Annotated in this window: 15 protein-coding genes; 7 read left to right on the top strand and 8 right to left on the bottom strand. The window is 65.8% G+C overall.

What is annotated here, in order from left to right; genetic code table 11:
• Positions 1-2,331: transcription-repair coupling factor (gene mfd / locus BDIM_RS08300; protein ID WP_040346765.1), on the top strand; the 2,331-nt coding region annotated here is incomplete at its 5' end.
• A gap of 10 nt (positions 2,332-2,341) precedes the next feature.
• Here the strand turns inward: mfd and BDIM_RS08295 are convergent.
• Entirely contained in the window at positions 2,342-4,618 is a 2,277-nt protein-coding gene (locus BDIM_RS08295; protein ID WP_003165129.1) for a fused MFS/spermidine synthase, read from the bottom strand.
• 73 nt (positions 4,619-4,691) lie between these two features.
• Between BDIM_RS08295 and BDIM_RS08290 the strand changes: the two genes are divergently transcribed.
• Both BDIM_RS08290 and BDIM_RS08285 read left to right on the top strand, forming a co-directional pair.
• Complete coding sequence (locus tag BDIM_RS08290) at positions 4,692-5,186, top strand: CinA family protein (protein WP_003165128.1); 495 nt, start codon at positions 4,692-4,694, stop codon at positions 5,184-5,186.
• A complete protein-coding gene (locus tag BDIM_RS08285) occupies positions 5,183-5,428 on the top strand; it encodes a sulfurtransferase TusA family protein (protein WP_003165127.1) in 246 nt (81 codons plus the stop codon). The genes BDIM_RS08290 and BDIM_RS08285 overlap by 4 nt, the downstream gene beginning before the upstream one ends.
• Here the strand turns inward: BDIM_RS08285 and BDIM_RS08280 are convergent.
• Positions 5,394-6,323, bottom strand: a complete 930-nt coding sequence (locus tag BDIM_RS08280; RefSeq protein ID WP_003165126.1) for a YihY/virulence factor BrkB family protein — start codon at positions 6,321-6,323, stop codon at positions 5,394-5,396. The genes BDIM_RS08285 and BDIM_RS08280 overlap by 35 nt on opposite strands.
• A 177-nt stretch (positions 6,324-6,500) precedes the next feature.
• Between BDIM_RS08280 and BDIM_RS08275 the strand changes: the two genes are divergently transcribed.
• Positions 6,501-7,799 carry a diguanylate cyclase domain-containing protein gene (locus tag BDIM_RS08275; RefSeq protein ID WP_003165125.1) on the top strand — a complete coding sequence of 433 codons (1,299 nt, stop codon included), beginning with the start codon at positions 6,501-6,503 and terminating at the stop codon, positions 7,797-7,799.
• Between the two features lie 4 nt (positions 7,800-7,803).
• On the opposite strand, the gene BDIM_RS08270 is transcribed toward BDIM_RS08275, so the two are convergent.
• Both BDIM_RS08270 and BDIM_RS08265 read right to left on the bottom strand, forming a co-directional pair.
• Positions 7,804-7,992, bottom strand: a complete 189-nt coding sequence (locus tag BDIM_RS08270; protein ID WP_003165124.1) for a DUF4169 family protein — start codon at positions 7,990-7,992, stop codon at positions 7,804-7,806.
• Complete coding sequence (locus tag BDIM_RS08265) at positions 7,992-8,585, bottom strand: glutathione S-transferase family protein (RefSeq protein ID WP_003165123.1); 594 nt, start codon at positions 8,583-8,585, stop codon at positions 7,992-7,994. The genes BDIM_RS08270 and BDIM_RS08265 overlap by 1 nt, the downstream gene beginning before the upstream one ends.
• 85 nt (positions 8,586-8,670) lie before the next feature.
• Here BDIM_RS08265 and BDIM_RS08260 point away from each other — a divergent pair, with 85 nt between their 5' ends.
• Both BDIM_RS08260 and BDIM_RS08255 read left to right on the top strand, forming a co-directional pair.
• Positions 8,671-8,904 carry a DUF2171 domain-containing protein gene (locus BDIM_RS08260; protein ID WP_003165122.1) on the top strand — a complete coding sequence of 78 codons (234 nt, stop codon included), beginning with the start codon at positions 8,671-8,673 and terminating at the stop codon, positions 8,902-8,904.
• Between the two features lie 97 nt (positions 8,905-9,001).
• A complete protein-coding gene (locus tag BDIM_RS08255; protein WP_003165121.1) occupies positions 9,002-9,394 on the top strand; it encodes a YccF domain-containing protein in 393 nt (130 codons plus the stop codon).
• A gap of 6 nt (positions 9,395-9,400) precedes the next feature.
• Here the strand turns inward: BDIM_RS08255 and BDIM_RS17540 are convergent, their stop codons facing one another.
• Both BDIM_RS17540 and fumC read right to left on the bottom strand, forming a co-directional pair.
• Positions 9,401-9,685: a hypothetical protein gene (locus BDIM_RS17540; protein ID WP_143276781.1), complete on the bottom strand. Its 285-nt coding sequence runs from the start codon at positions 9,683-9,685 to the stop codon at positions 9,401-9,403.
• A 5-nt stretch (positions 9,686-9,690) separates the two neighbouring features.
• Positions 9,691-11,082 (bottom strand): class II fumarate hydratase, encoded by a 1,392-nt coding sequence (gene fumC, locus BDIM_RS08250; RefSeq protein WP_003165120.1) that lies wholly within the window; start codon positions 11,080-11,082, stop codon positions 9,691-9,693.
• A gap of 105 nt (positions 11,083-11,187) precedes the next feature.
• Here fumC and BDIM_RS08245 point away from each other — a divergent pair, with 105 nt between their 5' ends.
• Positions 11,188-11,538, top strand: a complete 351-nt coding sequence (locus BDIM_RS08245) for a RusA family crossover junction endodeoxyribonuclease (RefSeq protein ID WP_003165119.1) — start codon at positions 11,188-11,190, stop codon at positions 11,536-11,538.
• Positions 11,539-11,604: 66 nt separating this feature from the next.
• Here BDIM_RS08245 and BDIM_RS08240 read toward each other — a convergent pair whose 3' ends face one another.
• Together BDIM_RS08240 and BDIM_RS08235 are read right to left on the bottom strand one after the other, a co-directional pair.
• Positions 11,605-12,096, bottom strand: coding sequence for a hypothetical protein (locus BDIM_RS08240; RefSeq protein WP_003165118.1), 492 nt, complete (start codon positions 12,094-12,096; stop codon positions 11,605-11,607).
• 87 nt (positions 12,097-12,183) lie between these two features.
• Entirely contained in the window at positions 12,184-12,681 is a 498-nt protein-coding gene (locus BDIM_RS08235; RefSeq protein ID WP_040345525.1) for an SspB family protein, read from the bottom strand.
• Positions 12,682-12,783 lie beyond the last annotated feature (102 nt).

The following is a 12,783-nucleotide window of genomic DNA, read 5'->3' as shown; positions in this document are numbered from 1 at the left end:
CCCGCCGTCGCTCAGCACGCCGAGGCGCTGAAGGGGCAGGGCAAGCGCGTCCTGTTCGCCTCATGGTCCGAAGGCTCGGCCGAGCGTCTGGCCGCCATGCTGGGCGATCACGGCCTGACGCACGTCGTGGCGGTGCGCGACTGGGACGATGTGCGAGGCGCGCCGGACGGCATCTATCTGCGCGCGGTGCTGCCGGTCGAGCACGGCTTCGCCACCGATGATCTGGCCGTCATCTCCGAGACCGACATCCTGGGCGACCGTTTGGCGCGGCCTAAGCGCAAGCGGCGGGCGTCCAACTTCCTGGCCGAGGCTTCGGCCCTGACGGCGGGCGATCTGGTGGTTCACCTGGATCACGGCATCGGCCGCTATGAGGGCCTGCGGACGCTGGAGATCCAGGAGGCGCCGCACGACTGCCTCGAACTCCTCTATGCGGGTGAGAGCAAGCTCTACCTGCCGGTTGAAAACATTGACCTTCTGACCCGCTACGGCACGGACGCCGAAGGGGTTCAGCTGGACCGTCTGGGCGGCGCGGGCTGGCAGGCGCGTAAGGCCAAGGCCAAGGAGCGCCTGCGCGCCATGGCCGAGGGGCTGATCGCCCTGGCCGCCAAGCGGGCGCTGCGGGTGTCCGACGCCATTACGCCGCCCGCCGGTCTGTTCGACGAGTTCTGCGCCCGCTTCCCCTATGAGGAGACGGACGATCAGCTGAACGCCATCGGCGACGTGCTGGAAGACCTGGGCAAGGGCACGCCGATGGATCGCCTGATCTGCGGCGACGTCGGCTTCGGCAAGACGGAGGTCGCCCTGCGCGCCGCCTTCGTCGTGGCGATGACGGGCCAACAGGTCGCCATCGTCTGCCCGACGACCCTGCTGGCGCGCCAGCACTTCAAGACTTTCAGCGAACGCTTCGCCGGTTGGCCGATCAAGGTGCGCCACCTGTCGCGCATGGTCACGGCCAAGGACGCCAACGAGACGCGCGCGGGGCTGAAGGACGGCAGTTTCGAGATCGTCGTCGGCACCCACGCGGTTCTGGCCGATCAGGTCGGCTTTAAGGATCTGGGCCTCGTCATCGTCGACGAGGAGCAGCACTTCGGCGTCAAGCACAAGGAGAAGCTGAAGTCCCTGCGGGCCGATGTTCACCTGCTGACCCTGACGGCCACGCCGATCCCGCGCACGCTGCAGATGGCGCTGTCCGGCATCCGCGAGATGTCGATCATCGCCACGCCGCCGGTCGATCGTCTGGCGGTGCGGACCTATGTCACGCCGTGGGATCCGGTGCTGGTGCGCGAGGCCCTGCTGCGCGAGAAATATCGCGGCGGTCAGGCCTATTACGTCGCGCCGCGCCTGAAGGATCTACCCGACATCGAGCGGTTCCTGCGCGAACAGGTGCCTGAGGTGAAGTTCGTCGTCGGCCACGGCCAGATGAGCCCGACCCAGCTGGAAGCGGTCATGAGCGCCTTCTATGATGGCGAATATGACGTGCTGGTCTCGACCACCATCGTCGAGAGCGGCATCGACATTCCGACCGCCAATACGCTTGTCGTGCATCGCGCGGACATGTTCGGTCTGGCCCAACTTCACCAGATCAGGGGCCGGATCGGCCGGTCCAAGGCGCGGGCCTTCGCCTATCTGACGACCGACCCGACCAAGCCGCTGAGCCTGTCGGCAGAACGCCGTCTGCAGGTGTTGCAGTCGCTGGACAATCTGGGGGCGGGCTTCCAGTTGGCGAGCCACGATCTGGACCAGCGCGGCGGCGGCAACCTGCTGGGCGACGAACAGTCGGGCCACATCCGCGAGGTCGGCGTCGAACTGTATCAGCAGATGCTGGAAGACGCCGTCGCCGAACTGCGTGAACAGGGCGAAGCGGCGCCGGATCGCGGCTGGTCGCCTTCGATCAATGTCGGCGCGGCCGTATTGATTCCAGAGGATTACGTCCCTGACCTGAACGTCCGCTTGAGCCTGTATCGCCGCCTGTCGGACGCCGAGAAGATGGAGGACCGGGAGGCCATGGCCGCCGAGCTGATCGACCGGTTCGGCCCGCTGCCGGACGAGGCGCAGCAGCTTCTGCGGATCGTGGGGATCAAGGCCAACTGCCGCACGGCCATGATCGAGAAGATCGACATCGGGCCTAAGGGCGCAGTGCTGACTCTGCGCAACAACACCTTCCCCAACCCGATGGGACTGGTGGGTCTGATCCAGAAGAACCACGCCTTCTGGAAGATCCGTCCGGATCAGAAGATTGTGGTGAAGGGCGATTGGCCCGCGCCGGAGGATCGACTGAAGGTCGCCGAGCGCATCACCGCCGATCTAGCGCGGGTGGCGGGGGCGGCCTAGCGCCCGCGCCTCAGCCGACGCGAGCCTTCATGCTGCGTATCAGGGCGTCGAACAGGTTGACGTAGTCGTCGGTCCACGGCCGCACCTTGGTCGGCTCCAGCTTGCGCCAGCGGCCGTCGGCCTTGAAGTCAGCCAGCCCCTCGGCGGTCGGCGAGATGACCAGGGCCTCGGTCGAGGCTTCGGCCATCAGGGCGGCCTCTGGGTTCTCGATATAAACCTGATGCAGTTCGGCCGCGCCCAGTTCGCGTGCGGCCGCGACGGCAGGCAGGGTGATCTCCAGATTGCGGTTGGACAGGTGCAGCACAACGACGCCTGTGGGCTTCAGCAGCTTCAGATAGCCTTCGATCGCTTCGCGGGTCAGCAGATGGGTCGGCACGGCGTCGGACGAGAAGGCGTCGATGACCAGGAGGTCATACGTGCGGCGAGGCTCCTTGTTCAGCGTCAGCCGCGCATCGCCCAGCACCGTGCGGATCGGCCCGTCGGCGCAGTCCGAGATGAAGGTGAACCAGTTCGGATCGCGCGAAATGCGGTCGACCATGGGGTCGATCTCGAAGAAGGACATCTGATCCGTGGCGCGCTTGTAAGCGGCCATGGCGCCGGAGCCCTGGCCCACCACGCCGATGACGGCGGCCGGGCCGCGGGCCTGGATCAGTTCGGCCGCCTGGCCCAGGGGCGTGGTGCGGGCGTAGTACATGGTCGGGGCGCAGGCGAAGTCCGGATGGCGGGCCTGGGCGCCGTGCAGGGTGGTGCCGTGCATCAGCACATGGATGTCGCCGCCCAGCTTAGGGTCGGGCGTGACCGCCACACGCATGACGCCGAAGAAACTGCGCTCGGACAGGCTCCAGTCATAGCCGCGGCCGATGTAGTGGGCGGAGAGGGTCATGGCCGCGACGACAGCCGTGAACATGAGCACTCGATCCCGAACCACAAAGGCGAGAATGGCGGCGACGCCCAGAATGATCTGCGCCGTCGTGGTCAGGCCGAAATCGCTGAAGGCCGTTCTCAGAGACGGGTTGTAGCGCAGCATCTCGAACAGCAGGGGGACGAAGACGGCGGTCGCCAAGCCGGCGGCCATCAGCCAGATTTCATGTTTGGCGGGACGATCGCCCAGCCAGGGACGGGCTAGGCAGACCAGCACCATGACCAGCGGATATTCCAGCACCGTCTCGAACACGACCGGCGCGACCAGGGCGGTGAAGGCGCCGCCCAACACGCCGCCCAGCGACAGCAACAGGTAGAATTCCGTCAAGCGGTCCGGCGCTGGCCGTCGCGCCGCCATCTGTTGGTGGCACATCAGCGCGGTGAAGAAGAAACCCAGAAGGTGAAGGCCCAGCAGCGCCAGCCACTGGCCGGTCGTCATCCCGACCAGGGCGGCGATCAGCACCGTGAGGAAGGCCTGCAGCATCAGGGTGATGTGCAGGGGAATCCATGGCTTCGCCTGGAAGGCGATGACGAAGGTCAGCAGATAGAGGGCTAGGGGCGCGACCCAGAGGAAGGGAGCGGAGGCCACGTCCGTCGAAAGGTGAGCGGTGACGCCCAGCATCAGGCTGGATGGAGCGGCCGCGAGCAGGACCAGCACCACCTTCCGGCGCCAGGGAATGGGCGGGCTGCGTTCAGCCGCCTTCTGGGGCTGAGTGATGCTCGCCGCGCGCGGCATGAGGATCGCAAGGCCCACCAGCATGATGGCGAAGACGCCATAGCCCACGGTCCAGCCCCATCTCTGTCCCGACAGGGAGGCCAGCGGCTCGATCAGGGCGGGATAGGCCAACAGGGCCAGGAAGCTTCCCAGATTGGAGGCGGCGTACAGGACATAGGGGTTGGCGCCGTCGGGGCGTCCTGCACGGACGCGCGCATACCAGGCCTGCAACAGGGGCGCCGTGGCTGACAGAACGGCGAACGGGGCGCCGACCGACAGCGCCAGCGCGCCGAGCAGCCAGCCGATCGGCGCGGCTGGGTCAGGATCGCCGAGCGTTTGGGTGATGCTGAGGGGAAGGAAGAGGGCCGCGACCGCCAACAGCACCAGGTGGATCACCGCCTGCGCCCGTATCGACGGGATGCGTTGCAGCAGGTGGGCGTAGAGATAGCCCGCCAGCAGGGCCGCCTGGAAGAAGACCATGGCGGTGTTCCACACCGACGGCGACCCGCCCAGCAGCGGCAGCACCAGCTTGGTCGTCATCGGTTGAACGACGAATACCAGGCTGGCCGAGGTGAAGACGGCGACGGCGAAGGCCGCAGGTGTTATCGCATCGACCTTGCGATGCGCCGGCGTCAGAGTTTGATCGGTCATTCGCTGCTTTCGACGTCGGGCGGCTGATTCCGCCCGGCGAGGCTATGACGACTCGTGGACGGAGCGAATTCCTATGTTGCCGCAGGATATCGAGGCGATCGCCGAGGCTGTGATCCGTCGGGCGGAGGCGAAGGGCCTGATGATCGCCACGGCTGAAAGCTGCACGGGCGGGCTGGTGTCGGGCGCGCTGACGGCGATTGCAGGCTCGTCCGCCGTGCTGGATCGCGGGTTCGTCACCTACAGCAATGAGGCCAAGGTCGAGATGCTGGGCGTCGGCAGCGATCTGTTGGCGAGCTTCGGCGCCGTGTCCGAATCGACGGCCCGCGCCATGGCTGAAGGCGCCGTGGCGCGCTCGCGGGCCTCCATCGCCGTGTCTGTGACGGGCATCGCGGGCCCTGGGGGCGGTTCGCCGCAGAAGCCGGTAGGATTGGTGCATTTCGCTGCGCACGGCCCGAACGGCCGCACCGTGCATCTGGAAAAGCGCTTCGGTGACATCGGACGCGATGCGATCCGGTTGGAAAGCGTGCGGACGGCTCTGGCGATGCTGATGGACGCCGTGTCGGAATGAGCGAGGCTGTGATGACGGTGGACGCGCGCGGGCATAGATGCCCGGTGCCCAGCCTGCGTCTGCGCAAGGCGCTGGAGGGACGGGCGCCGGGCGTTCAGCTGACCTTGCTGGCCACGGACGCCATGGCGCGGATCGACGTGCCGTTCCTGATGCAGGAACTGGGCGGCCGCGTGGTTCAGATCGACGAGACGGACGGCGTCCTGAGCATCACTGTCGAGACTGGCGCCGCTCTGACAGATTGACGACGGTGTCGGGCAGGGCGGCTGGCTCGGGCGGAACCGCGCGGGTCTCCCATTCGATCTCCAGTTCCGTGGCGAAGGCCCCGCCGTAGAAGACGGCGTTGACGTTCCATGACAGCCAGATCAGCAGCACCACCACGGCGCCGACCGAGCCGTAGGTCGCGCCCAGGTGGACGATCTGCTCGACATAGATGGTGCACAGCCAGGAGAAGAAGGTGGACATGACCGTGGCCACCAGGCCGCCGATGATCGCCGCCTTCCAGGCGACGCGCTTGGCGTGGGCCATGGCGTAGCGGTAGAGCATGGTCAGCCCCAGCCACAGACCCAGGGCCGGCCACAGGCCGTCCAGCGGCAGGGCCAGCCAGCCGACGGGCTGATCGGCATAGGCGTGCTCCATCAGGCGTGACGTCACCACGGCGCCCGACACGATTGTGAACAGCACGAAGGCGGCCAGCGCGACCAGGAAGGCCAGCATATTGAACTTGAAGAAGCCGAGCGGGTTGGTCTCGTCGTGGATCAGGTTCAATCCGGCCAGCAGGGCCTTGAACCCACGGTGCGCCGCATAGGCGCCGATCACCAGGGCGATCGCGCTCTGGGCCGAGACGGTGCGCGCCGAGGCGTTCGCCAGACGGTCGATCTCGTTCAGGAACAGGGTGCGCGCGGCCGAAGGGATGACGTCCGCCAGGGCGGCGGCCTGTTCGCTGACCTGCCCGATGGTCAGAACGGCCTTGTAGAAGCCGATCAGGATGGCGATGGCCGGGAACAACGCCAGCAGGGCGAAGAAGGACACGCCGCCCGTATAGAGCATGACGTCGCGACCCCAACTGCGGCTGAAAGCCCGAGTCATCAGGCGCAGCCAGAGCCGGGGTTGGGCCGTGATCGGCTTGGAAAAGGTCAATCGGCAGTCTCGATCGTCAACGAAGGGGGCGGATTAACCCCATTCGCAGCAAGGTGAGAAGTCCCAATGTCGTCATCGGATGATCAGCCTTGCCCATTGCGGGCCTCGTCGGCGCCGGTATCATGGCGGTTCTGGAGCGGTCGCGGGGGCGAGCCGCCCAGGCCAAGGAGACAGTGTTTGGAATCTGATCCGCGCGTTCTGGTCGTCGCCGACGCTGACGATCAGCTTGGCTCGCTTTGCGAAGGACTGGACCGACTAGGATGGCGCACCGTGACGGCGCGCTCGTTGGATGCAGCGCTTCTGGCGGTATCGGACCTGCCTGTGGATGCGGCCGTGGTCGAGTTGAAGAGCCTGGCCGAAGGCGGGCTGGAGCGCCTGCGCAGCGCCGCCGCCCCGCGCTATCTGTCGATCCTGGGTCTGGGCGCTGCGTCAGATCCTGGAGGCGATGGATGCGATCTGGTTGTGTCGACCCATCCGCATCCTTTGCAGACGGCCTTCCGGTTGGAGCAGTTGACGCGCGCGGCGGTGGCCGAGGAAGAATTCAGGCTGCGTCGTGCGACGTTTGCAGGGCACGGCGTCGACCTGCCTGAGCCGACGATGGGCGACACGCCGTTGCAGGTTCTGACGGCGGGTGCGGCCGACCGCCGTTTCCTGGCCCTGTCCAACGCCCTTGCGGCGGCGGGCGCAGAGGCTGTGGCGGCGCCGACTCCCTACACGGCCTTCGACTATCTGCATGAGCGAGCGTTCGACGCCGCCGTGCTGTGGGGCGATCGGGACCATGCGCCGGCCTTGTCGATCGCGGCGGGCATGCGTCGCAACACGCGCCTCTATCATATCCCCCTGACCCTCTATCTGCGCGAGAAGGTCGAGCCTGATCTGGCTGCCTTGTTTGAACGAGGCTTCGCAGACGTCGCCGCCGCAGAGACTTCAGAGGAGGAAGCGGCCGACCGGGTGCTGGCCCTGGCGCGCAATCATCGCCGTCGGCAGGGCTTGAGACGGGCTCTGGAAGCCGTACGCGGTTGCGACCTGATGGACCCGGAGACCGGACTGTTCAGCCGCGACCTGTTCGCGGCGCATTTGGCGCGCATCGCCAAGGGCGCGCGTGAGCGGAGCCGACGCCTGTCCGTGTGCGTCCTGCGCGTGCCGAATAGCGAAACCATGGCGGCGGTCCGTGCGGGCGGCTGGCTGGAGCGGGCCATGCCCCAGATCGGCGCCATGGTGTCGCGCCTGGTGCGGGTGGAGGACACGGCCGCCCGTCTGTCGTCGGAAACCTTCGCCCTGGCCTTGCCCGCGACGGATCACGCTGCGGCGCGGCTGACGGCGGAACGGATCGCGGCGGTGATCGCCTGCACCGCCTTCGACGCGGGGCCGAACCGCTCGCCCTTCGTGGTTGAGCTCGACGTCGGCGTCGCCGAAATGCAACTGGATGAAGCACCGGCCGCCTTGCTGGAGCGCGCTTCGGCCCAGGTGTCGTGACGGTCTAGGCGTCGGCGTCGTCGTCCAGTTTGTGACCGTCCAGACGCGTGGCGTCACGGTCGCGTTCGATCCTGGCCGCATCACGTTCGGCGCGGGTGCGTCCAAAGGTCAGGCGGTTGGCCTCGGCTGTCCGCTTGGCGGCGGCCTTGTCGCGGGCCTTTCGCGCCTTGTTCAGGTTGACGATCTCACCCATCAGACATGACCGTCCGGGCTGTCCTTGGCCCAGGCGCGCTTCAGCGCCGGGCGGGCGCCGATGCGCTGGACATAGGCGTCATAAGGCTCGCCCGCAGGCATGGCGGCGCGGAACCACTGCAGCAGGCTGCCGAACAGGATGTCGAGGGCTGAAAACTCTCCCAAGATGTAGTCGCCGCCCTGGATCGCCGTGCGCCAGCGCCGGTCCATTTCGGCATAGGCGGCCTTCTGCGTCTCGTTCCAACCGGCGGGCGGACCGGACGTCAGCACCGTCTCCAGCACATTGTTGTAGAGGCCCAGCCACGACAGATATTCCGCCCGGCGCGGATCGGCCGGTCCCGGCGCCAGGCCTGCCTTAGGGTGGCGATCGGTCAGGAACAGGAAGATCAGCACGGATTCGATCAGCACCTGGCCGTCGATCTCGAGCGCCGGGGCCTGCTTCAGCGGATGGGGGTTGGCCGGATCGGTTCGGCCCTGGCCCTCTCGCCGCAGAATGTCGACGTAGTGGATGCGATAATCGGCGCCCAGTTCCTCCAGCAGCCACAGAAGGCGGGTCGAGCGGGACTGCGGCGCGTGGTGAATGATCATCGACATTGTGAACTTCCTCGCCTGGCTTTGCGGTGAACCCTCTAGCGGCCAGGCCGTTCCGAGGCGGTCCCCATAGCAACGGAGAGCGTCAATGATAAACGCCTCGATGATCAAGGAACATCAGGAAGTCGTCGGTTCGGACGGCCGCCATGTCGGCCGCGTCGATCATGTGATGGGCGACCAGATCGAGTTGGCGAAGCTGGACCTCGGTTCAGGCTTCAAGCACCATATGATCCCTGTCAGTTGGGTCACGCACGTGGACGAGCACGTCCATCTGAACATGACCCAGGACGAAGCCAAGGCGCGCTGGACCGAGAAACACTAAGGCGTCGCCTTACCGCGATTTCATCCCGGGCCCCGCTGCAATCAGCGGGGCCTTTCGCCATATGAAGAGGGTTGATTGACGCTAAGGAGCGACCGATTTGATCCGACTGATCCTGAACCTGCTGTGGTTCTTCCTGGGCGGGTTCGCCTCAGGCCTGGCCTGGCTGTTCGGCGGGCTGTTGCTGGCCTTGACGGTCGTGGGGCTGCCGTGGGCGTTTTCGGCGTGGCGGATCGCCAGCTATTCCTTCTGGCCGTTCGGGCGCGAGATCGTCTGGCGCGATCCGAACCCGGCCGATCTGGGCGCAGGCTGCCTGGGCGTCGGGCTGAATGTGATCTGGCTGGTGCTGGCGGGCTGGTACATCGCCTTGGCGCATATTCTGATCGCCGTGCCGCAGTTCGTCAGCCTGATCGGCATTCCCTTCGCTCTGAAGAATGTCGAATTGGCCAAGCTGTCGGTCGCGCCCGTCGGGCGAACGATTCGGGGCAGATAATCACGGTTACTGGGTTAGCCAGACTTCTTTGACTTTACAGTTTCGAACGCCAATGGTGACATGAGCAGTGCCGCCAGGCTTCACTTCATTTGGCGCATAGAAAGCAATCACGACGTCTTGATACTGCGCGGAAACCAATGGCCCGCGCGGCTGGAACCAAGGATATTTTGCCTTGATCGCTTTTTCAGCGATTTTATCGTAATCGCAGCTTTCAAGTATTGGCCACGCCCTTTCGCAACTGCCCAGACCGAGTGCAGTGGCAATGACAAAAAGGGCGTGGCGCTTGTTCATGTTTTTTATTGCGGCGAGATCATCTTCTCGGGGCGGACCCACTCGTCGAACTCTTCGTTGGTCAGATAGCCGCCGCCGACGGCTTCCTCGCGCAGGGTGGTGCCGTTCTTGTGCGCCGTCTTGGCGATCTTGGCGCAGGTGTCGTAGCCCAGCTTGGCGTTCAGGGCCGTGACCAGCATCAGGCTGTTTTCCAGGCCGTGCTTGATGTTGTCCTCGCGCGGCTCGATGCCGACGACGCAGTTGTCGGTGAAGCTGATGGCCACGTCGGCGACCAGGCGCACGGACTGCAGGAAGTTGTAGGCCATCACCGGGTTGTAGACGTTCAGCTCGAAGTGGCCCTGCGAACCGGCGAAGGAGATGGCGGCGTTGTTGCCGAACACCTGGGCGCAGACCTGGGTCAGGGCTTCGCTCTGGGTCGGATTGACCTTGCCCGGCATGATGGACGAGCCCGGCTCGTTTTCCGGCAGCGACAGCTCGCCCAGACCCGCGCGCGGGCCCGAGCCCAGGAAGCGGATGTCGTTGGCGATCTTGAACAGCGAGGCGGCGACCGTGTTGATCGCGCCGTGGGTGAAGACCATGGCGTCGTGCGCGGCCAGGGCCTCGAACTTGTTCGGCGCCGTGGTGAAGGGCAGGCCGGTGATGCCCGCGATCTGGGTTGCGACCTTTTCAGCGAAGCCGATCGGTGCGTTCAGGCCGGTGCCGACAGCGGTGCCGCCCTGGGCCAGTTCCATCAGGCGCGGCAGGGTCTGCTCGATGCGCTCGATGCCCATGGCGACCTGGTGGGCGTAGCCGCCGAACTCCTGACCCAGCGTCAGGGGCGTGGCGTCCTGGGTGTGGGTGCGGCCGATCTTGATGATGTGGGCCCAGGCCTTGGCCTTGGCGTCCAGCGCGGCGTGCAGGTGCTTCAGCGCCGGGATCAGGTCGTTGACCACCTGCTCGGCGCAGGCGACGTGCATGGCCGTCGGATAGGTGTCGTTCGACGACTGGCTCATGTTGACGTGGTCGTTGGGGTGGACCGGCTTCTTGGAGCCCATCTCGCCGCCCAGCATCTCGATCGCGCGGTTCGAGATCACCTCATTGGCGTTCATGTTCGACTGGGTGCCCGAACCCGTCTGCCAGACGACCAGCGGGAAGTGGTCGTTCAGCTTGCCTTCGATCACTTCATTGGCGGCGGCGATGATGGCGTCGGCCAGCTTGGGGTCCAGCTTGCCCAGGTCGCGGTTTGTCTCGGCGGCGGCGCGCTTGACGATGCCCAGGGCGCGCACGACCGGCAGGGGCTGCTTTTCCCAGCCGATCTTGAAGTTGCCGAGCGAACGCTGGGCTTGGGCGCCCCAATAGCGATCGGCGGCGACCTCGATGGGGCCGAAGGTGTCGGTTTCGATACGAACGTTGCTCATGTGCGCGGGACTCGTCTCTCAGGCGTGGCGGGAAGATGCCGGGCGGTGTAGCACGCAGGCGCGGCGGAGCAAGGCGAGCCGCACTTCACGAAAGGCGGATGGCGCGTGGACGGCTGGATTGGAACCGGAAAGGTCAGGGCCCGCGAGCAGGGCGAGGCGGTCGAGATCACGATCGACGGCCTGACCACCCAGGCCAAATACTACAAGCCGCTGGTCTATGAGTTCATGCGCAAGGAATGGACGTCGCGACCGTCGTGGGGCGACTATGTCGTCGAGATCGTGATGGAGCACGTCGGCGATCCGCCGTGGATGGACCTGGACAACCTGGCCAAGGCCCTGCTGGACGCCATCAAGGGCTATCTGTTCCACGACGACAGCCAGGTCGCCCGCCTGCTGGTCGAACGCCGCGAAGGAGAGCGGGAACGGATTACTATTCGCGTCTTCCCTAGAAAGTAGGGCCACGAAAATAGGGGCCGCGCCGGGCGCGACCCCTATCTTTGAAATTCAGATACGTGAGGCGGTTCAGCCTGCCGCGTTTGAGATCAGCGTCTGTACGTCTTTCGGCTTGACGATGTTCGAGCCGGCGGTCTTGTAGGTGGTCAGCTTGCCGCCTTCCCACAGGCCGACTTCCAGCGCCTTGGTCGCCGGGTCGATCAGCAGATAGGCCGCGTTGACGCCGCCCTCATGCTGCTTGTTGCCCGAAGTGAACAGGACGGCGCCGTCTTTTTGCAGCGGCGCCTGGGTCTGCATATTGGTCGTCAGGACGTCGAACTTGTCGCCCAGCAGCGTCTTCAGATCAGCCGTGATCGCGCTGTCTTCTAGAAGCTTGGTCTCGTTGGGATACTTGCCGATCTGGGTGTTCAGGGCGTTCCAGTCAGCAGCGGCGGTTTCAACGGTTGCGGGCGCGGCTTCGGTCGAGGCGGTTGGGGTTTCCGCCGGCGGCGTCGCTTCAGGCTGGCTGCAGGCGGCCAGCGTCAGGGAAACGGCGGCGGCGGACATGAGAGACAGACGCATCGAAGCGACCTCGCTTAGGTAAGGAAGGGGAGGTTACGGCAACGCTTGTCTGCAGCCAAAGGTTGCGCGCCCTTTGGCGCGAAGACGTTATTTCTTGCGGAATTGGTCGAGCGAAACGACCTTCGGGCCGTCGTCGTCCGAGGGTTGAGGCGGGGCGGCGTCCGGGTCGCGCGCGGGCGGCGACAGGGGCGCGATCTCGGCCTCGACGATTTCCGGCTCGTCGAACTGCAGCAGGAACTGCACGCTGGGGTCGTAGAAGCGGACCACGGCGCTGTAGGGCACGGTCAGCACCTTGGGCGCGCCGCCGAACTTCAGCATGACCGAGAAGAGGTCCGGCTCGACCGCCAGATCCCAATACTGGTGCTGTAGCACCACCGTCATCTCGTCCGGGTATTTGGCCAGGACGTCGGGCGGGACGCTGACGCCGGCGCCGCGGGTCTTGAAGGTGATGTAGAAGTGGTGGGCGCCGGGAATGCCCTCGGGCTCGGCCGCGCGCTCAAGCGCCAGGCGGATCACGCCGCGCAGGGCGTCCTGGGCGAGTTGCTCATAATGCATCTCGTCGACAGGGGGAGTTTGATCCGTCATCGGCGCCTCAAGAAAGGGGAACGCGCGACTGTTACCCCCCCAAGGCGAGCGACGGAAGACGCAGAGTCGCCTGCGGCAAAGGAATTTCGATGTCGGGAAAAG

The sequence above is a fragment of the Brevundimonas diminuta ATCC 11568 genome, from assembly GCF_000204035.1.
Lineage (GTDB): Bacteria > Pseudomonadota > Alphaproteobacteria > Caulobacterales > Caulobacteraceae > Brevundimonas > Brevundimonas diminuta.
Note: the sequence above shows the minus strand (reverse complement) of the source record. Positions and strands in the feature narration are given on the sequence as shown.